Origin of the sequence: Kushneria phyllosphaerae (assembly GCF_900312995.1) — a bacterium.
GTDB classification, from domain to species: Bacteria; Pseudomonadota; Gammaproteobacteria; order Pseudomonadales; family Halomonadaceae; genus Kushneria; species Kushneria phyllosphaerae.
Genome location: NZ_ONZI01000003.1, coordinates 556,346 through 576,113, shown reverse-complemented (window position 1 = coordinate 576,113; position 19,768 = coordinate 556,346). Strand labels below are relative to the sequence as shown.

The window sequence follows — 19,768 nt, the reverse complement described above, 5'->3', positions numbered from 1 at the left end:
GGGAAAGGCAGAGATCACAGCAGCACTACAGCGCCAGCAGGTGTTCGCGGTAGTAGCGAAGCTCCTCAATGGAATCGCGGATATCATCGAGGGCCAGATGCGTGCCCTTTTTGCTGAGGCCGGACAGAATCGAAGGCTTCCAGCGTCGCGCCAGCTCCTTGAGCGTCGAGACATCCAGATTGCGGTAGTGGAAAAAGGCTTCCAGTGCCTGCATCTCGTGCTGCATGAACCGTCGATCCTGATGAACACTGTTGCCGCACATCGGCGAGGCGCCCTTTTCGATGTGCAGCTCCAGAAAGCGCAGCGTCGCCTGCTCGGCTTCCTGCGTGGTCACCCGGCTCTGTCTCACTCGATCGGTCAGCCCCGTATTGCCATGGGTACGCGTGTTCCAGTCATCCATCAGCGCCAGTTGCTCATCGCTTTGATGGATGGCCATGACCGGCCCTTCGGCAATCACGTTCAACTGACTGTCGGTCACGATGGTGGCGATTTCGATAATACGATCCCGTGCCGGATCCAGACCGGTCATTTCGAGATCGATCCAGATCAGACGTTCGTTTTGAGTACTCATGACACTTTCCGGATAAACTTGAAGGGAGATCCCTCCCGGCACACCTGATGGCCTACTACCTGCTGGCCTGCTAACGGGGCCGGGATGAAACACGAATGCCCTAAAGCGTACAATTGCATGACGCTTTCCACCAGCCGGGATCGGCTCCGGTGTGCTCGTTTACGAAAGTCCAGGAGTTTCATGAGTCAACGCAAGCTATCCCGCCAGCAGCGCTGGCGTGTCGAGAAGGTCCAGGCCGAGCGGGTCAAACGCGCCGAAAAGCGCGAGCAGACCGATCAGCATCAGCTGGCCGAGGGCGAATACGGCCCCGAGCAGCTCGGACGCGTGGTGGCCCACTTTGGCCGCAACATGGAGGTGGAAGGTACCGACGGCGTGCGCCATCTGTGCCACTTGCGCGCTAATCTCGACACCCTGGTCACCGGCGATCAGGTCAGCTGGCGCGAGGCAAGCAATGGCAGCGGCGTGGTCGAAGCGCGCCTGCCACGCCACTCGACGCTGGAACGTCCGGACGCCCGGGGCCGACTCAAGAGCGTGGCCGCCAACATCGATCGCATCATGATCGTGTTTGCCGTGGAACCCGAGCCCTATCCCTTTTTGATCGACCGCTATCTGGTCGCTGCCGAAGCCACCGGGATCGCCCCGGCGCTGGTACTCAACAAGATGGACCTGCTTGATGAGCACCACACCCTGCACGAACTGGCCAAACGCTACCGTGCGCTGGGCTATCCGGTCATCGGCGCCTCGACCCGAAATGAGGGCGGCCTTAAGGACCTGATCGCCGCCATGGATGACACCACGGCCGTATTTGTCGGCCAGAGCGGTGTGGGCAAGTCCTCCCTGATTGACGCCCTGCTGCCCGATGAGTCACTGGCCGTGGGCGAGCTCTCCGTAGACAGCCGCAAGGGCCGCCATACCACCACCACGGCGCGCCTTTATCACTTCAGCCAGGGCAGCGGCGCCCTGATTGATTCTCCCGGCATTCGCGAGTTTGGCCTGGGCCATCTCGACGAACAGCAGGTCGAAAACGGCTTTATCGAGTTTCACCCCTATCTGGGCCACTGTCGTTTCCGCGACTGCCGCCATCGTCATGAGCCGGGCTGCGCCATTCTGGCCGCCGCCGAAGCCGGCGACATTCTGCCTCAGAGGCTGGAAAGCTTTCGGCGCATTATTGTTGAGCTCAACACACCACCCCGCTGATTTCCTGAAAGCCTGAATACAGACATGTGAAAGCCTGAATGCAGACATGAAAAGGGCCGCCCGAAGGCGGCCCTTTTTTTATACCTGACGCAACGCACGTGCCTATTCCTGAAACAGCAACAGCAGTGACAGCGCGGCTAGAATCCACATGGTCGGATGAATCTCGTGGCGCTTGCCAACGCCTGCCTTGACCACCACAAACGCCAGAAAGCCAAAGACCACGCCGTGCGTGATCGAGTAGGTCAGCGGAATCAGGATCATGGCGATAAAGGCCGGAATCGCGTCATCAAACTCGTACCAGTTGATGTGGCGAATCGGGTCGAGCATGAACACGCCGACCATGATCAGCGCCGGTGCCGTAGCGATGGAAGGGACCAGCGACAACAACGGCGACAGGAAGAGAAACGGCAGAAAGAGCAGCGCGGCCGTCACCGCCACCAGTCCCGAGCGCCCGCCCTGACTGATGCCCGCAGCTGATTCGACGTAAGCGTTGGCCGGGCTGGTGCCCAGCGGGGCCGAAATGATGGCCGACATGGCATCGACCATCATGGACTGGCGAATGTTGCGCGGCTCGCCGTTGCGATCGAGCAGCTTGCCGGCCTGACACACGCCCATGAAGGTCGATAGCGCATCAAAAAACGTGGTGAATAGCACCACGAAAATGAACGGCCAGTAGGCAATATTGAGCGCCCCGATCAGGTCCAGCTGCCCCATGGTGCTGAAATCCGGCAGGGCAAAAATGCCGTTGAAATTGACCAGCGTTGCGCTGCCCGTGGGAGAAAACGCGCTGGCATCGCCCCAGAGCCGGCCAATGGCCGTGGCCATCAGGGTGGTGGTCACGATGCCGATGATCAGCGCCCCCGGCATGTTGCGTGCCACCAGAACGGCCGTGATGGCAAGGCCAATCAGAAAGGTCACCAACGTCGGCGTCATCTCGCCCAGCCCCACGACGGTGGCCGGATTGCTGACCAGAAAGCCCGCGTTGACCAGGCCAATGACCGTGATGAAAAGCCCGATGCCACAGGAAATGGCATAGCGCAGCTGCGCCGGGATCGCATCGATGATATAGCGGCGCACGTTAAGCACCGCCAATACGGCAAAGAGAATCCCGGCCCAGAAGATACAGCCCAGCGCTGTTTGCCAGGGGATACCTGCCCCCACGACCATGGTGTAGGTGAACAGCGCATTGATGCCCATGCCCGGCGCCACCAGAATCGGGTTGCGCGCGTAAAGCCCCATCATGAGACTGCCAAAAAAGCTGACCAGTACGGTTGCGGTCAGGGCACCGCCAAAGGGAATTCCTGCCGCATTCATTATGGTCGGGTTGACCACGATGATGTACATGGCCGCCAGAAAGGTGGCGATGCCGGCCAGAATATCGCGCCGTACGCTGCTGCCCTGGCTTGTTATTTTAAAATACGATTCGAGCACACTGACTCTCCACTTGCACTGTTGTCTGTCCTGATACCTGATTGAATGTCGACCTGTCCCTGCCGGTGGTGTCGTTAAAACACCGCTGTCCCTGAATACCGGCACTGCCACCGTTCGCGAGCGGCCATCGAGTGTGCAATGCTTGAAGCCATGTTAACCCGCTCGCGTCACCAAAAGGAGAGTGAGGATGTCACAGGATGAACCAGGGTTTCCCCGAATCATCGAGCCACAGGCGCTGTCAGAGCATTTAGCGGCGCCCGATCTTCTGATCATCGATGTCCCGGCCAACGCCCAGAGCTATCATGACGGCCATGTTCCGGGCGCGATTTTTCTCGACTACCGTTGTCTGTTGTCGGGTCAGGCGCCGGTCGCCAACGACGTCCCGGATGACGCTGCCCTCTCGACGCTCTTTTCCGAGCTTGGCCTGACGCCGCAGACCCACGTGATCCTTTATGACGACGAGGGTGGCGGCTGGGCCGGTCGGCTGGCCTGGACACTCACCCTGCTGGGTCATGATCGGTGGTCCTATCTCAACGGCGGCATTCATGCCTGGCGCGCGGAAGGTCTGCCTGAATCCCGCGAGCCGGTGACCCCAACGCCCACGCGCTATCAGGCCCAGATTCAACGCCCGGAGCTGATGATACGCCGCGAGGAGCTGATCGAGCGCCTTGACGACCCTGACCTTGTCATCTGGGATGCACGCAGTCCCGAAGAGTATGACGGCATCAAGGGCAACAATCAGCGTCGAGGCCACATGCCCGGCGCGGTCAATCTCGAATGGACCGAGACCATGGACAGGGATCGTCAGCTGCGCCTGCGCGATCTGTCGGAACTGGTAACCGAGCTTGCCATCATGGGGATCGATGCCGAAGGGGAGATCGCCACCCATTGTCAGAGCCATCATCGCAGCGGACTGACCTGGATGATCGGTTACCTGCTGGGCTACAACATTCGTGCCTACCCCGGTTCATGGCAGGAGTGGGGCAATCGCGACGATACCCCTATCGAAACCTGACCACCCGCCCCTGTCGGCGCAAGGCTTGAGCGCCCGGCCGGGGCATGTCACATTGCCTTCATTCACTACTGTTTCCAGGTGCCTCTTTTGAATCGTGATCGTCTGTTTGCCCTGCTGCAATATCCGCTGCCTCAGCACGCCATCTCCCGACTGGCAGGACAGCTTGCCGATGCTCGCACGCCCTTGATCAGGGATACGTTCATTCAGCGTTTTGCCAGCCATTACAACGTCGACATGAGCGAGGCCCTCAATCCCGACCTGGCGAGCTATCACAGCTTCAACGATTTCTTTACCCGACCGCTACGCCCCGACGCCCGCCCCATCGACTCAGGCATTGTCTCCCCGGCCGATGGCGTACTCTCCCAGTTCGGGCGCATCGATCACGGCACGCTCATGCAGGCCAAGGGCCACGCCTACTCGCTGACCGCCCTGCTCGGTGGCGATGAAGCGGCGGCCTCCGATCTGCGTGAAGGCAGTTTTGCGACCGTCTATCTTTCGCCACGCGACTATCACCGGGTGCACATGCCCCTTGAAGGTCGCCTGATTCGAACCATCTACGTGCCCGGCCGGCTCTTCTCGGTCAACCAGGCCACCGCTCGCGAAGTGCCCGGGCTTTTTGCTCGCAACGAGCGATTGGTATGCCTGTTCGACACCGAGCTGGGGCCCATGGCGCTGGTGCTGGTGGGCGCGATGATTGTCGCCGGCATCGAGACCGTCTGGTCGGGTCAGGTCACCCCGCTGTCACGTCAGCCACACAGCAATGACTGGGCCAAAGGCGACGTCACGCTTGGCAAGGGCGACGAAATGGGCCGTTTTCATCTCGGCTCCTCCGTGGTCATGTGTCTGCCCAGGGCCTACACCTTCAATGAGACGCTCACCCCCGGCATGAAGATTCGCCTGGGTCAGCAGCTGGCGCCCGATCCCGACATTCCGGCGAATACGCTAACGCCGGAAGAACTGGCCTGAGTCTCGTCCCTGTGACAAGGCGGCCCGAGCGGCACTTCAGCCGGTGCCGCCCGGAAAGATGGCTTCTGAAAGGAATACGACATGACACAATTTACGCTGCTGGCCTGGGACTACACCGATGATGACGCACTCGAGCGCCGCATGGGCTGTCGCGAGAAGCATCTGGAGGATCTTCGCGAGCTTGCCAGGCAGGGGCATTTCATCAGTGGCGGCGTCATCCTGGATGATGAAGGCAAAATGATTGGCTCCAATGTCCACTGCCGGTTTGAAAGCCGGGACGCTCTGGAGGCCTGGCTCAAGACGGAGGTCTACGTCACCGAGAAGGTCTGGGAGCATATCGATGTTCGCGAGATCAAACTGTTCGACCCGAACGCCTGACCCCGATACCTGCAACGCCCCGTGGCGAGATGACGACGGGGCGCATCAAATCATCATGTGATGCCGACCGAATCAGCAGCGGGCGGTGCCAAAGGCCATGGCACTGTCGATATGTTCAAGCCCCAGCGCCAGCATGATCAGTCGATCAACGCCCAACGCCACACCACAGCCCTGAGGCATACCGGCGCGCAGTGCCGAGATCAGACGCTGATCGGCGTCCACGGACGGTTTGCCCAGCTCGGCACGTGCCTGGTTGTCCGCCTCAAAGCGCGCCTGCTGCTCATCGGCGTCGGTCAGTTCATCAAAGCCATTGGCAAGCTCGATGCCGTCCAGATAGACCTCAAAGCGGGCGGCCACCAGCGCCCCGTCGCTGTCGTTGCGCCGGCGCGCCAGTGCTGCCTGTGATGCCGGATAATCAACGACCACATCAAGACCGTCCCGGCCAAGACAGGGCTCGATGACCAGTGACATCAGAAGGTCACAGCAGTCATCGCGTGACCACTCGGCTGTCTCAGCGCCGGCATGACGCGCAGCCTGATGGCGCAGTCTGATCAGCGTGTCAGCGCTTTCCTGCAGCGGGTCTACCGACAGATGCGTCATGAAAAGCTCGCGATAGGCACGCAGACGCACCGCGGGGAACGGCCTGTCCAGCACGGTCTCGATCAGCGCCGCCACTTCCTGGATCAATGCCTCAAGTGCAAACCCGGGGCGATACCATTCCAGCATGGTAAATTCGATGTTATGACGCCTTCCCGTTTCATTGTCACGAAACGCGCGCGCCAGCTGAAAGATGGGGCCGCTGCCGGCCGCCAGCAGACGCTTCATGTGATATTCAGGCGACGTCTGCAGCCAGAGCCGCTCGTCGCCGTTCATCGTGCGAGCCTTCAGCGAGAGCGAATCCAGATGCATGTCGCTGCTGCCGGCGTGGCCCAGGATAGGGGTTTCCACTTCCAGCACGTCACGCGCGTCAAAAAAACCGCGGATGCGGCGCATTAGACCGGCGCGCGCCCGCAGGACGTCCATGGTGGCACCGGGGCGCCAGTCATCAGCACTCATGGCAGGTTATCCATCGATCAGGGAAGACCAAACGCAAACGCCGGGCCACAGGGCCCGGCGCTTGCCACATATCAGAACGCAACTTACGCGCGGCTGACGTACTCACCGCTGCGGGTATCAATCTTGAGTGTCTCGCCCTGATTGATGAACAGCGGGACGCGAACCATAGCACCGGTCGACAGGGTCGCTGGCTTGGAGCCGCCCTGAGCCGTGTCGCCCTTGAGACCCGGATCGGTTTCGACCACTTCGAGTTCGATGAAGTTGGGCGGGCTCACCGAGATGGGGTTGTCGTTCCAGAGTGTGAGGGTATAGACCACCTGCTCCTTGAGCCACTTGGCGGTATCACCCACGGCCTTCTTGTCGGCAGCGAACTGCTCGAAGGAGCCGTCGGTTCTCATAAAGTGCCACATATCGCCATCGTTGTAGAGATACTCCATGTCGATGTCGAGAACATCGGCGCCCTCAAGAGACTCGCCGGACTTGAAGGTGCGCTCCCAGGTACGGCCGGTCATCAGATTGCGCAGCTTGACGCGATTGAAGGCCTGACCCTTGCCGGGTTTAACGAGCTCGTTTTCGACGATGTTGCAGGGATCGCCGTCGAGCATCACTTTCAGACCGCCCTTGAATTCGTTGGTAGAATAGCTTGCCATAACGCCTCGTTGTGTTCGCAGCCGCTCATATGTCGGGGCTGCGGGGACAGTGAATGACCAGAAGGCTCCAACGCCTCGGCCATCAGGGTCGATCGACGTTGAAGCATTACAATGTATGCGATGATAACGCGAACCATGCAGCCTGTGCAGACTATCTCTTTATCCGCCGCTGGCAACGACAGCCCTCCCGATCAGAGCTGGCAATCACAGCTTTCCGGCGCCCTTCGCGACCCGAAGGCCCTGCTGGCGGCCGTCGGCCTCGACGAGCGCTGGCTGCCGGGCGCTGAAGGTGGCCATCAGGCCTTTGAGGTGCGGGTGCCACAGGCCTACCTGTCACGCATCCAGAAGGGTAACCCGAACGACCCGCTGCTGCGCCAGGTGCTGCCGCTGGAAAGCGAGATGCACACGGTCGCAGGCTACGTGACCGACCCGCTGGAAGAGGCGGATCATACGCCGGCGGCCGGGCTGATTCACAAATATGCCGCGCGCGTCCTGATGATTACCAGCGGTGCGTGCGCCATCAACTGCCGCTACTGCTTCAGGCGCCACTTTCCCTACGAGGATCACGCCGCCTCCCGCGCGCAGTGGGGCAAAACGCTGGACTACCTGCGCCACGATGACTCACTGATCGAGGCCATTCTCTCCGGCGGGGACCCGCTGGTCTCAAGCGATGCCCGGCTGGCCTGGCTGGTAGGTGAGCTTGACGCCATCCCGCACCTCAAGCGCTTGCGCCTGCACACGCGGCTGCCGGTGGTCATTCCCGACCGGGTCGATGACGCCATGCTTGAATGGCTCGGTGCCACACGTCTTCAAAAGGTCATCGTGCTACACATCAATCATGCCAATGAGATCGATGACAGCGTCATGAAAGCCTGTGAGCGGCTGAAAGGCGTGGGGGTGACACTGCTCAATCAAAGCGTGCTGTTACGCGGGGTCAACGACAATACCGAGGTACTTGCAGGCCTTTCCGAGCGCCTTTTTGAAGCCGGCATCCTGCCCTACTACCTTCACGTGCTGGACCCCGTGGCCGGCGCCGCACACTTTGATGTGCCGGACCACGAAGCCCGGCAGCTTCATGAGGCACTTCGAGACCGGTTGCCGGGCTTTCTGGTGCCGCGACTGGTGCGCGAGATACCGGGCGAACAGGCTAAATCGCCGATCGAGGCCTGGCCTGCTGCACAGCCATCGCGATAGCAGCCCTCGCTGTCATCGAGGCCTATCAGTCACCGGGCCCCTTCTCCCACAGCGCCACCAGTGACTCCGGTGCCCGACGCTCGGGCACATGCAGGGTGATCACTTCATTCTCGCTGCCTACCGGCATGATGATGATGCGAAAATAGCGCTGGTCACCCTGCCCGGCCTGATCGCCTGGGCACTTCAGCTGCTCGGCCTCATCCAGAAGCTTGCAGACCCTTTTACGCTGTGACAGCGAACATTCATGAAAGGCGATCTCGCGAGGACGAGCCAGCGCAGGCATGTAAGCCACGCCGCCTTCTCGTGCCAGACGAACGCGCGCGCGCTCGCCCAGAGAGTGTTGATAACTCATACCTCGACTCCCACACCCTGCCAACCGCCACGTACGGCCTCACGTACCTCACCGCCTTCAAACAGTTGCTCGGCGTTGTCCAGCGTCAGGCGGGCAAAGTCCACAAACTCGGCATCGTTGGCCAGCCGGTCGTCGGTGAGTGTGGCGTACCAGACCTTGCCGGCACGTTCCCAGCTGTGGCCACCCAGTGCCATGGCTGTCAAATAAAAGGCACGATTGGGAATGCCGGAGTTGATGTGAACGCCGCCGTTGTCCTCGTTGGTTTCCACGAAATCACGCATGTGTGCCGGCTGAGGATCACGACCCAGCAGGGGATCATCATAGGCCGTGCCGGGCTGTGACATCGAGCGAAGGCCGGTGCCGTTGATGTTGGGCGCCAAAAGTTCCCGGCCGATCGACCAGTCGGCCTCTTCCACGGTCTGGCTGGCATCGTACTGGGCCACCATGACACCAAAGACATCCGAAACGGACTCGTTCAGGGCGCCCGGCTGGTTGTAGTACACCAGCCCCGCTTCGCGCTCGGTAATGCCGTGTGTAAGCTCATGGGCAACGACATCAAGTGCTCTTGTGAAGGAAAGAAAAATCTCGCCATCCCCATCTCCAAAGACCATCTGATAGCCGTTCCAGAAAGCATTCTGGTAATCCTCGCCGTAATGCACGGTCCCCAGTAATGCACCGCCCTCATCATCGATGGCATTACGACCAAGGACTTCCCAGAAAAACCGATAGGTGGCCCCCAGATCCTTGTAGGCCTCATCCACGGCTTCGTCGCCGGTGCTGCGCTGACCTTCGCGCCGCACCTGGCGCCCTGGCAATTCCATGGTATTGCCGGCATCAAAGATGTAGCGCAGGGGCTCCCCCCTGGCACCGCGGCGGGCATCGGTGGGCGACGTGTGACGCTCGGTACGGGCTCTGAAGCGGGAATCAAGCGTCAGGGTGTTCAACGCGCAACGGCGATGACGATCGTTACCATGCTCGATCAGGTAGTTGAGTAGATGAGGAGGAATGACCCCGTAAGGGTTGTTGCGCGTCGCCTTCATGTTGACTCTCCGACTGTCTGACTGCCCGCCACAATGACAGCACAACACTGTTATGTGACCGTCACTGTCTGTAATGAAATCCTTTCATTGATAAGCCTAGTCGATCATGGGCGGGGGACTCTTTTAAGTGTGATGAATCGTCACACCGACTTTTGTATAACCCCGCCCGGCGACCCAAATCTATCCGAAAGCGTTACGGCTGACGCAGGGCTTCCAGTACGCTACTGCTGGGGAAGCCGTCCGGCGTCCTGCCAGCGCTGCGCTGCCATGCTCGCAGCCCTTCACGAGTGTTGGGGCCCATGATGCCGTCCGGTGTCCCGGTGCCAAAGCCCTTCTGATTCAAAAGCCCCTGCAGTTCCCTGGTCTGCGAACGAGTCAGCGGTTTCAGATTGCGCGGCCAGTTGCCCTGTACACCGGGGCCGCCCTCGATGCGCTGTGACAGCAGCGCCACAGCGAGTGCGTAGCTGGTGGCATTGTTGTAACGCATGATGACGCGAAAGTTGGGGCCGACCAGAAAGGCAGGACCCTGCGCACCTGCCGGGGCAATGATGGAGCCCTGGTCGAATGCCGGCAGGGACTGTCCCTGAATCGGACGAACGCCCTGTGACTGCCAAAGCTGAGTGGACTGACGCGTGGAGAGTTCGGTGCGGGTGTAATCAAAGCCTTCCGGCAGGGTCACTTCCACGCCCCACGGCTGGCCGGGCTGCCAGCCATTTTTGGTCAGATAGTGGGCAGTTGACGCCATCACGTCAGGAATGCTGCCCCAGATATCACGCCGGCCGTCGTTGTCGCCATCCACGGCGTAAGCCAGAAAGCTGGTGGGAATGAACTGGGTATGCCCCATCGCCCCGGCCCAGGACCCCAGCATATGGTCGCGGTCGATATCGCCTTCCTGAATGATGCGCAGGGCCGCGATCAGCTGTTCCTGGGCAAAGGCATGACGACGGCCTTCATAGCCCAGCGTGGCAAAGGCATCGATGGTCGAAAAACTGCCGAAGTTGCTGCCATAGTTGCTTTCAATACCCCAGATGGCCGTGATAACCGAACCCGGCACGCCATAGCGCGCCTGCGCCTGATCGGCGGCACTGCGATGCTCGGCCAGTTTCTGACGGCCGTTATCGACCCGAGTCGAAGACACGGCACTGTCAAGATACTCCCAGATGGCCCGGGTAAATTCCGGCTGCGAGCGGTCCAGCTCGATAATGCGCGGCTGATAGCGCACCTCTGCCAGCGCCTCGTCCAGTGTGGCAGGCGTGATGCCCTGGCCCTGCGCCGTTTGCCGGAATTCGCTGACCCACTGGTCAAATGACTCCCGCTCGGCAGGTGTCTGATCGTCGCGGTCGACGGTCGGCGTCTCCGCAGCCTTGATGGCGTTTTGGGCCTCGTTTTCCCCCGTCTCCTGCGTCGTGGCCGGCGGCGTCGATGAAGGCGCCTGTGAAGATGCCTGCGAAAACGTTGAGGCACCGGCCTGACAGCCCTGCATGACGCCGCTGCTCAGTAACAGCGTCATCATCAGCATGCGCGCGCGAGTCACCGACATGCCGGCGACTCGATGTGACGATCCCTTTCTCTGAACTCGTGATGGCATTACCGCTTTCCTGTCTGATGAGCTGAACTATCATGGCTGATAATGCCTGATATTGACCACTCTCGGGCGCCTGCACTGGCAGGTATTTCAACATCGCTTCATGGACAGCCCTAAAGGCCCCACTCACGGATGACAGGACAACGGCATGAGCAAGTCAAAGGCGGCCCTGACCGGCCAGCCACACCAGGAGGATGGCGACACGCCGGACTGTCGAGCGCACCCGGAACATTATCGGGTAGGCCGCGGCGAACAGGGCGTGCTCACCGTGGAACCCTACAAGGGAGAGCTGCTGCCGCACTGGCGCTTCAAGACCCCGGAGGATGCCCGCGCCTCCTCGCAAAAGCTTCTGGAGATGTTTGAAGACTACCGTTCGCGCGATGATTTTGTCGGCATGGACATGGCGCGCAAGTTTATTCAGATGGGGCATACCCGCGCCCGGCGCTATGCCAACTATCCAGGGGGGCGCAAATACGATAAAAATGGCGAGATTCGCGAGCGCCAGATCGATGAGGAAAAAGCCGAGTCCGCGGCCATCTTTGAAAAGGTCTGGAGACAGGTGCGCGAAGACGACGACTATCTGAAACGCAAAAAGGCCCATCAGCGCGCTTATGGTTGAAAAAACCATGGCTGAAAGGCCTTCATGACGGAACATCGACATGCCGACACTGCTTTTCCATCATCCCCGCGACCTCGGTGATGACACGCTCGACCCCCTCGTGGATGCCCTGCACCACTGTGCTCTGGACTCCGGGCTTTTTGAAGCGCGTGCGATCAAGGTCGCCACGCTGCCCTTGTCCCACCCCCGTCAGGCCGGTGAGAAAAAGCCCTTTGCCATGCTGCAGGTGCGCCTGTTTGCCGGACGAACGCAGGCTCAGCGTCTGGCATTGTCCAATGCGCTGCTGGCCACCCTCAACGAACACCTGACCGAGCGCATGAGCGCCACTGTCGAAATGGTGGAAACCGATAGCGCCACCTTCTCGCGCTGACGCCTCACCAGGGCGTCATGGCGCTGTCATGACGCCCGACACTCCCTTCAAGCGTGCCCAGCTGTACCAGATCAGTCCCTTCAAGCACCTGATTCATGCTGCTGTTACGGGTCATTTCGCGCACGACCCGCACCCGCCACGGCTGTCCTCTGGCATCAAGGCGCATGACCCACGCCTGGAACCCGCTGGAAAACGATACCAGCGAGCCGATCGGCGTAAACCCGTAGCGTTTGACGTAGCGATTGACGCTGGCGGCATCAAACTGGCTGCCGGCGTTGAAAATGTGGCGATAGATGTCCAGCGACAGCCATGCAGGACGATCGGAGCGCACTCTGCCCATGGCATCCACGGCATCCACCACGGCGGCCATGCGCGCCAGACGATTCAGTGAATGCCCTCCCAGGGCACGGGGGTAGCCGCTGCCATCGAGTCGCTCATTGATGCTCAGCAGCACGTCACGACGCATGTCGGAGGAGAGCCCGTCCCGCTCGATGCGAAAGCGCAGCAGTTCCACGTGGGCATGCAGATGCGACAGCATCGAAGCCTCCATGCTGCCCTGATGCAGGCGCACGTTTTCGGGCAACAGTATCTTGCCAAAGTCATGTACCAGCGCACAGGCCATCATCTGCACGACCTGTTCCGTGGTTCGGTCGCCGCTTTCCAGATCGGCCAGCCGCGCGGCAACAGACATGCCGTGGCATACCAGCGGCGTGGAATGTGACTCGACGCAGGCCAGCGCATACAAAAGCGCCTGACGATCTTCCTGCAAAAGCGACAGCAGCATGCGCGCCTGCTCACACAGCACCGACGTTTCCAGACTCATGCCGGCCTGCAGGTTGATCAGCTGAACGCCCAGCGCACGGGCAATATTTTTGACGTTATCAAACAGGGGCAGTACTGCCAGCGCTTCTTCCTGAGGGGTGGCAATCGCCTCCATCTCAAGGGCGGCACTGCCTTCATTAAAAAGCCTCGAAGGCGCCACCGACCGTTCAACCGGAGCATCCAGCCGCACGGCTTCGCGCTCGATTTCGCGCACGTAAAACCATACCTTGCGTTCAAAATCGGCCAGGCTGGCATCAAACACCACCCCGACCAGCACATCATTGCTGTTATCGCTGCAGCGCATGTGTCGCACACAGCCGGCAGCGTCAAAGGCTTCGGAACTGGGAAAGACCGCCCGTAGTCGATGCAGCGCCATGCCGATCTGAAAATTGATGGCATCGTTGACCGATACCGCAATCAGACAGCCGCCAATGGAGAGATCCACCAGCCGCCCTTCGACCTCGCTGCCGCCACGCTGGGCGGTCATGAGCATATTGACCTTCATGCCACGCTCAAGCGTGGCTCGAAACAGATTACGCTGTCGGGTCAGCTTAAGCGACACGGGCAGTGCCGCGCGAAGATCGATCCAGTCACCCTGCCCGCCCATCTTGAGCGGGCGCATCATGGCACTGGTCATCGTCATCGAGGTGTACTGAATATCCAGATAGAAGGGAAGGCGCCGGTCCAGCAGCGTGTTGAGGTCCTCCAGTGCACTGGCCCTGAGGACACACTGATGCAGGTCACGGTCCAGCAGGGCCAGGCTCACGGGATACTGAACCTCAAGGCCTTCAAAACGAATCGATAACCTGGCGTCACTGCCGATCAAATCGGCGAAGGTTTCGACAATTTGATCCGGCGCGCCGATGTCCAGATGACGCGCCTTGCTTGCATTAAGATTGGAATCTGGAAACATGAGATTATCCGCCGGGCAGGCTTGAGCACCTGAATGCGGGGGATATCGGCATGATGGGGCCTTTCTTGAGCACCGGGCTCGGGGCGTGCGCGTTACTGCAGGTACAGCCCACGCGCGTCGTGGCCCAGTAAATATAAAATGGCATCCAGCCCCAGAATGGACAGTGAGAGTCGCGCCTTTTCCCGCACCAGCGGCTTGGCGTGAAAGGCAATGCCCAGCCCAGCGGCGGCCAGCATCTTCAGGTCATTGGCACCATCGCCGACCGCCACGGTCTGCTCGGGGGCGATGCCGTGACGCTCGGCAATCTCTTTTAAAAGCTCTGCCTTGCGCTCGGCATCCACGATCGGCAGATGCACTTCGCCGGTGACCACGCCCTGCTCGATCACCAGCTCGTTGGCATGAACCTCATCAAAGCCGAGTCGCTTTTGTAGATAGCGAGCGAAATAGGTAAACCCACCTGACAGGATGGCCGTGCGATAGCCCAGCCGCTTGAGATTGACCATTAGCCGCTCAAGACCGTCCATCAGCTCAAGGCCGTCGGCGACCTCTTCAAGCACAGACTCGCTGAGGCCTTCGAGCATGGCCATGCGTTCACGAAAGCTCTGCTGAAAGTCGATCTCACCGCGCATGGCCCGCTCGGTAATCGCCGCGACCGCCTCAAAGACCCCATGGCGGCGCGCCAGCTCATCGATGACCTCGGCCTTGATCAGGGTCGAGTCCATGTCAAAGCAGATCAGACGGCGCTGATGACGCCAGGCACTGTCTTTTTGCAGGGCAATGTCGACGCCCTGCTCGGCGCCAAACCTCAGCAGGGTCTGACGCAGCGTGTCGACATCGATGTTCTCACCACGCAGGTGATACTCAAAACAGACGCCTTCGGCAGGCGCGGGCTCAATCAGTGACGAGGGCCCGGACAGACGCTGCATCCGCTCGATGACAAGGCCACACTCGCTGAACTTGCGGTCCATCTGCGCCAGCAGATCCGCCGGCAGATGCGTGGCCATGAGCGTCATCACCAGATCAGATGCCTGACCGTGCGCATGCGTGTTCTGCTCAAGGTCATGTACCGACAGCACAAGGCCGGTGTCTTCCTCAACCGTCTGCCAGGCCGAATGAAGACGCGACGCCATGGTCGATGACGTCTCGTCACACAGGACCAGCGCCTCAAGCACGGTCTGACCCAGCGTGACCCGTTGATCGATGTCCAATAGCTGAACACCGCACTCGCTCAGCACCTGGCTCAACACTGCCAGCTGATGGGGTCTGACCTGACCGGTGGCACGTACCAGCAGCCTTTGGTTCATGTTGTTCTCTCACACACCATGGAAAAAAAGCCCAGGGCCGGGGGTTGCCCCCTCGGCCCTGCCAATGACGATCGACGGCGTCTGACAACGCTATTCGACGTCCAGGCGATCCACCTTCTGGAACCCCTGCGGGAGTTTCAGACCCCGCTTGCCAGCGCTGCTTGCGTAACCGGCCAGCTCTTCGCCCGCCAGCCGCTTCTTGCGCTTGCCGGCATGCACCATCAGCGCCTGGCCCGGCTCAAGCACGATCCAGTCACGCACGAACTCCTCACGATTGGCCGCCCGCGCGCCCGTGATATCCATCATGCGTGACCCCTTGCCCTTGCTCATCGCCGGCAGCTCGCTCGCCTCAAAGACCAGCAGCCGCCCTTCATTGGAGACCACGGCCACTTTCTGCGCCTTACCCGAAAGCGCCAGCGGCATCAGCACATCGCACCCCTTTGGAATGCTCAGGACTGCCTTGCCGGACTTGCTGCGACCAAGCATCTCCTCCAGGGCCACGCTGAAGGCGTAGCCGCCGTCGCTGCCCAGCAGATAGCGCTGCGTCGGCGCGCCGATCATGGCGGCACGAAGCTTCGAGCCCGCCGCCAGATTGACCCGCCCGGAGACCGGCTCGCCCTGACCTCGGGCCGAGGGCAGCTGATGCGCGGCCAGCGTATAGGCGCGCCCACTGTCCTCCAGAAGCACCAGTGGCTGATTGGTCTTGCCGTGGGCGGAGAAGGCGAAGCTGTCACCGGACTTGTAGGAAAGACTCCTTGGATCGATATCGTGGCCCTTGGCCGCCCGAATCCAGCCCTTCTCGGAGACCACCACGGTAATCGGGTCGGCGCCGAGCAGATCGACTTCGGAGAGCGCCCGCGCTTCCTGACGCTCGACCAGCGGGCTGCGACGCTCATCACCATAGGCTTTCGCATCGGCACGCAGTTCACGCTCGATCAGGTTGGTCATGGACCGCTCGCTGCCCAACAGCTTCTCGAGCTGCTTGCGCTCGCGCTCGAGCTCATCACGCTCGCCCTTGAGCTTCATCTCTTCAAGTTTGGCCAGATGACGCAGGCGCAGCTCGAGAATGGCATCGGCCTGGCGTTCGCTGAGCCCGAAGTGGGCGATCAGGGCAGGCTTTGGCTCATCCTCTTCCCGAATGATGCGAATGACCTCATCGAGATCGAGATAGGCAATCAACAGGCCTTCAAGAATGTGAAGGCGGTCCTCGACCTTGCCCAGACGATGCTCCAGACGCCGGCGCACGGTGTTGCGACGAAACGCCAGCCACTCATCGAGCAAGCGATCCAGCGACATGACCTGCGGGCGACCATCGAGCCCGATCAGGTTCATGTTGACCCGGGTGCTCTTTTCCAGATCAGTGGTGGCAAAGAGATGGTCCATCAGCGCCTGCACATCGACGCGATTGGAACGCGGCACGATGACCAGCCGCGTAGGCTCTTCATGCGTGGACTCATCGCGCAGGTCCGCCACCATGGGCAGTTTTTTGGCCTGCATCTGTGCGGCCATCTGCTCCAGCACACGCGCCCCGCTAACCTGCCAGGGCAGCGCATTGATGATGATATCGCTGTCGTCCTGATAATAGCGGGCGCGCATGCGCACCGACCCGCGCCCAGTGGTATAGAGCTTTTGCAGGTCCGCACGCGGCGTCACGATTTCAGGCGAGGTCGGAAAATCCGGGGCCGGCAGCAGCTCGCACAGGGTGTCGATGCTGCAGTCCGGGTGGCGCAGGCGGTGAACGGTGGCCTCGACCACCTCCGTCACGTTATGGGGCGGAATATCTGTGGCCATGCCGACCGCGATGCCGGACCCGCCGTTGAGCAGCACATGCGGCAGGCGCGACGGCAGTACCGCCGGCTCGTTCATGGTGCCGTCGAAGTTGGGAATCCAGTCCACGGTGCCCTGACCCAGCTCGGCCAGCAGCACTTCGGAAAAACGTGTCAGACGCGATTCGGTATAGCGCATCGCCGCGAACGACTTGGGATCATCGGGACTGCCCCAGTTGCCCTGGCCATCCACCAACGGATAGCGATAGCTGAAGGGCTGCGCCATCAGCACCATGGCCTCATAACAGGCGCTGTCGCCGTGAGGGTGAAACTTGCCCAGTACGTCGCCGACGGTACGCGCCGATTTCTTGTACTTGGCATTGGCCGTCAGCGACAGCTCGCGCATGGCATAAACGATGCGGCGCTGTACCGGCTTCAGGCCATCGCCGATGTTGGGCAGGGCGCGATCCAGAATGACGTACATCGAATAGTCGAGGTACGCCTTTTCGGTGTAGCTTCGAAGCGCCAGACGCTCGACATCGCCTTCGCGCACGTGAATATCCATGGTCATTTCAGACGTCTACCTCAGCCATATTGCCGTAACGTTCCAGCCAGCCGCGCCGATCACCGGCACGCTTTTTGGCCAGCAGCATGTCCATCAGCTCCAGGGTGTCGTCACCGGCCTCGCGGGTCAGCTGCACCAGTCGACGCGTGTCCGGCGCCATGGTGGTCTCGCGAAGCTGCACCGGACTCATCTCCCCCAGCCCCTTGAAGCGCTGGACGTTGGGAGTCCCCCGACGACTGGCCAGCTTCTTGAGCACGGCGGCCTTCTCGCTCTCATCCAGGGCGTAATGCACTTCCTTGCCCAGGTCGATGCGATACAGCGGCGGCATGGCCACGAACACGTGGCCGGCATCCACCAATGACGGGAAATGGCGCACAAACAGTGCACACAGCAGCGTGGCGATGTGCAGGCCATCGGAGTCGGCATCGGCCAGAATGCAGATCTTGTGATAGCGCAGGCGCTCCAGATTGTCGCTGCCCGGGTCCATGCCCAGCGCTACAGCGATATCGTGAATTTCCTGCGAGCCCAGCACTTCCTGGGAGTCGACTTCCCAGGTGTTCATGATCTTGCCCTTGAGCGGCAAAATCGCCTGAGTTTCCCTGTTGCGCGCCTGCTTGGCGCTGCCGCCGGCCGAGTCACCCTCGACCAGAAACAGCTCGCCGACGGTCGGGTCCTGACTGGAACAGTCCGCCAGCTTGCCGGGCAGGGCCGGGCCCTGGGTCACCTTCTTGCGCGCCACCTTTTTCGAGGAACGCTGACGACGCTGCGCGGCGCTGATGACAAGCTCCGCCAGCTGCTCGGCCTGAGCCGTATGCTCGTTGAGCCACAGCGAGAACGCATCCTTGACGACCGCCGAGACAAAGCCTGCCACGGCACGCGAAGAGAGGCGCTCCTTGGTCTGGCCGGCAAACTGCGGCTCGAACATCTTGATCGAGAGCACGAAGGCCACCCGCTCCCACAGGTCGTCGCCCGAGAGCTTGACGTTACGCGGCAACAAGCTGCGGTAATCACAGAACTCGCGCAGCGCCTCCAGCAACCCGGTACGAAACCCGTTGACGTGGGTGCCGCCCAGGGTCGTGGGAATCAGGTTCACGTAGGACTCGACCAGCGCCTCGCCGCCTTCGGGCAGCCACTGGATGGCCCAGTCAACGCTGTGTTCATCGTCTTCGAAGGCACCTACAAAGGGTGACGCCGGCAACGGCTCGAAGCCATCCGTGGACTGGGCCAGATAATCGCGCAGCCCGTCCTCGTAATACCAGGTGCTGACATTGCCGTTGCTTTCAACCAGATTGACCTCAAGCCCCGGGCAGAGCACGGCCTTGGCACGCAGCAGGTGCGAGAGACGCGTCACGGACACATTGGGGCTGTCAAAATAGGCAAGCTCCGGCCAGAAGCGCACCGTCGTGCCACTCGCCTTTTTCGGGCAGTCACCGATGACGGTCAGCTCTTCGATCTTTTCGCCAAAGGCAAAGGCGGTGCGGTAGCGCTTGCCGCCCTTGCAGACTTCCACTTCCAGGCGTTCGGAGAGGGCATTGACGACCGAGACCCCCACGCCGTGCAGGCCGCCCGAGAAGCGATAGCTGGACTGGGAAAACTTGCCGCCCGCATGCAGGCGCGTCAGGATCAGCTCGATGCCCGACACCCCATGCTCGGGGTGAATATCAATGGGCATGCCGCGGCCATCATCGACCACTTCAATGGCACCATCGTCACGAAGCTGTACGGTAATCTTTTTTGCGTGACCCGCCAGCGCTTCATCCACGCTGTTGTCCACCACCTCCTGTACGAGGTGATTGGGTCGGGTTGTATCGGTATACATACCGGGGCGCTTTCGTACCGGCTCAAGACCGGAAAGCACCTCGATGGAACTGGCACTGTACTGGGTCATACGTGAAGTCGCGTCAGAAATGAACGAGAAGCGCTCATCGTCAAGCGCCGAAGGGGCTCTCTGGAACAATCAGCGCTGGCACAACA

At 60.9% G+C, this 19,768-nt stretch carries 18 protein-coding genes; 7 read left to right on the top strand and 11 right to left on the bottom strand.

Translation table 11 applies throughout. The features are described 5' to 3' along the window. Positions 1-25 precede the first annotated feature (25 nt). A complete protein-coding gene (gene orn, locus KSP9073_RS12510) occupies positions 26-571 on the bottom strand; it encodes an oligoribonuclease (protein WP_108843274.1) in 546 nt (181 codons plus the stop codon). 180 nt (positions 572-751) lie between these two features. Between orn and rsgA the strand changes: the two genes are divergently transcribed. Then, the gene (gene rsgA / locus KSP9073_RS12505) at positions 752-1,768 is read left to right on the top strand and encodes a small ribosomal subunit biogenesis GTPase RsgA (RefSeq protein ID WP_108843273.1); all 1,017 of its coding nucleotides are present in this window, start codon (positions 752-754) and stop codon (positions 1,766-1,768) included. Positions 1,769-1,870: 102 nt separating this feature from the next. Here the strand turns inward: rsgA and KSP9073_RS12500 are convergent, their stop codons facing one another. Next, positions 1,871-3,199: an NCS2 family permease gene (locus KSP9073_RS12500; RefSeq protein WP_108843272.1), complete on the bottom strand. Its 1,329-nt coding sequence runs from the start codon at positions 3,197-3,199 to the stop codon at positions 1,871-1,873. 187 nt (positions 3,200-3,386) lie between these two features. Between KSP9073_RS12500 and KSP9073_RS12495 the strand changes: the two genes are divergently transcribed. From KSP9073_RS12495 to KSP9073_RS12485, 3 genes are all read left to right on the top strand, one after another. Next, positions 3,387-4,214 (top strand): sulfurtransferase, encoded by an 828-nt coding sequence (locus tag KSP9073_RS12495; RefSeq protein WP_108843271.1) that lies wholly within the window; start codon positions 3,387-3,389, stop codon positions 4,212-4,214. An 87-nt stretch (positions 4,215-4,301) separates the two neighbouring features. Next, entirely contained in the window at positions 4,302-5,180 is an 879-nt protein-coding gene (gene asd, locus KSP9073_RS12490; RefSeq protein WP_108843270.1) for an archaetidylserine decarboxylase, read from the top strand. Positions 5,181-5,261: 81 nt separating this feature from the next. Continuing rightward, a complete protein-coding gene (locus tag KSP9073_RS12485) occupies positions 5,262-5,558 on the top strand; it encodes a YciI family protein (RefSeq protein ID WP_108843269.1) in 297 nt (98 codons plus the stop codon). 72 nt (positions 5,559-5,630) lie between these two features. Here the strand turns inward: KSP9073_RS12485 and epmA are convergent, their stop codons facing one another. Beyond that, positions 5,631-6,614, bottom strand: a complete 984-nt coding sequence (epmA, locus tag KSP9073_RS12480) for an EF-P lysine aminoacylase EpmA (protein ID WP_108843268.1) — start codon at positions 6,612-6,614, stop codon at positions 5,631-5,633. Positions 6,615-6,697: 83 nt separating this feature from the next. After that, positions 6,698-7,264 carry an elongation factor P gene (gene efp / locus KSP9073_RS12475; RefSeq protein WP_108843267.1) on the bottom strand — a complete coding sequence of 189 codons (567 nt, stop codon included), beginning with the start codon at positions 7,262-7,264 and terminating at the stop codon, positions 6,698-6,700. Positions 7,265-7,399: 135 nt separating this feature from the next. Between efp and epmB the strand changes: the two genes are divergently transcribed. Beyond that, positions 7,400-8,458, top strand: a complete 1,059-nt coding sequence (gene epmB / locus KSP9073_RS12470) for an EF-P beta-lysylation protein EpmB (RefSeq protein ID WP_243409232.1) — start codon at positions 7,400-7,402, stop codon at positions 8,456-8,458. 25 nt (positions 8,459-8,483) lie between these two features. Here the strand turns inward: epmB and KSP9073_RS12465 are convergent, their stop codons facing one another. The 3 genes from KSP9073_RS12465 to KSP9073_RS12455 form a co-directional block, all read right to left on the bottom strand. Beyond that, the gene (locus KSP9073_RS12465; protein WP_108843266.1) at positions 8,484-8,810 is read right to left on the bottom strand and encodes a protealysin inhibitor emfourin; all 327 of its coding nucleotides are present in this window, start codon (positions 8,808-8,810) and stop codon (positions 8,484-8,486) included. Then, positions 8,807-9,850 (bottom strand): M4 family metallopeptidase, encoded by a 1,044-nt coding sequence (locus KSP9073_RS12460; protein WP_108843265.1) that lies wholly within the window; start codon positions 9,848-9,850, stop codon positions 8,807-8,809. Before KSP9073_RS12460 ends, KSP9073_RS12465 begins: the two co-directional genes overlap by 4 nt. Positions 9,851-10,043: 193 nt before the next feature. Further along, positions 10,044-11,390 carry a lytic murein transglycosylase gene (locus tag KSP9073_RS12455; RefSeq protein ID WP_243409231.1) on the bottom strand — a complete coding sequence of 449 codons (1,347 nt, stop codon included), beginning with the start codon at positions 11,388-11,390 and terminating at the stop codon, positions 10,044-10,046. Between the two features lie 193 nt (positions 11,391-11,583). Between KSP9073_RS12455 and KSP9073_RS12450 the strand changes: the two genes are divergently transcribed. Next, positions 11,584-12,054 carry a DUF4385 domain-containing protein gene (locus KSP9073_RS12450; RefSeq protein WP_108843264.1) on the top strand — a complete coding sequence of 157 codons (471 nt, stop codon included), beginning with the start codon at positions 11,584-11,586 and terminating at the stop codon, positions 12,052-12,054. Positions 12,055-12,094: 40 nt separating this feature from the next. Continuing rightward, complete coding sequence (locus KSP9073_RS12445; RefSeq protein ID WP_108843263.1) at positions 12,095-12,424, top strand: 5-carboxymethyl-2-hydroxymuconate Delta-isomerase; 330 nt, start codon at positions 12,095-12,097, stop codon at positions 12,422-12,424. Positions 12,425-12,428: 4 nt separating this feature from the next. Here KSP9073_RS12445 and KSP9073_RS12440 read toward each other — a convergent pair whose 3' ends face one another. From KSP9073_RS12440 to parE, 4 genes are all read right to left on the bottom strand, one after another. Beyond that, on the bottom strand, positions 12,429-14,159 hold the full coding sequence (locus KSP9073_RS12440) for an HD domain-containing phosphohydrolase (protein ID WP_108843262.1): 1,731 nt from the start codon (positions 14,157-14,159) through the stop codon (positions 12,429-12,431). Between the two features lie 92 nt (positions 14,160-14,251). Beyond that, positions 14,252-15,463, bottom strand: coding sequence for a phosphoserine phosphatase SerB (serB, locus tag KSP9073_RS12435; RefSeq protein ID WP_108843261.1), 1,212 nt, complete (start codon positions 15,461-15,463; stop codon positions 14,252-14,254). Between the two features lie 90 nt (positions 15,464-15,553). Continuing rightward, positions 15,554-17,800: a DNA topoisomerase IV subunit A gene (parC, locus tag KSP9073_RS12430; protein WP_108843260.1), complete on the bottom strand. Its 2,247-nt coding sequence runs from the start codon at positions 17,798-17,800 to the stop codon at positions 15,554-15,556. 1 nt (position 17,801) lies between these two features. Then, positions 17,802-19,682 carry a DNA topoisomerase IV subunit B gene (gene parE / locus KSP9073_RS12425; protein ID WP_108843259.1) on the bottom strand — a complete coding sequence of 627 codons (1,881 nt, stop codon included), beginning with the start codon at positions 19,680-19,682 and terminating at the stop codon, positions 17,802-17,804. Positions 19,683-19,768: the final 86 nt, after the last annotated feature.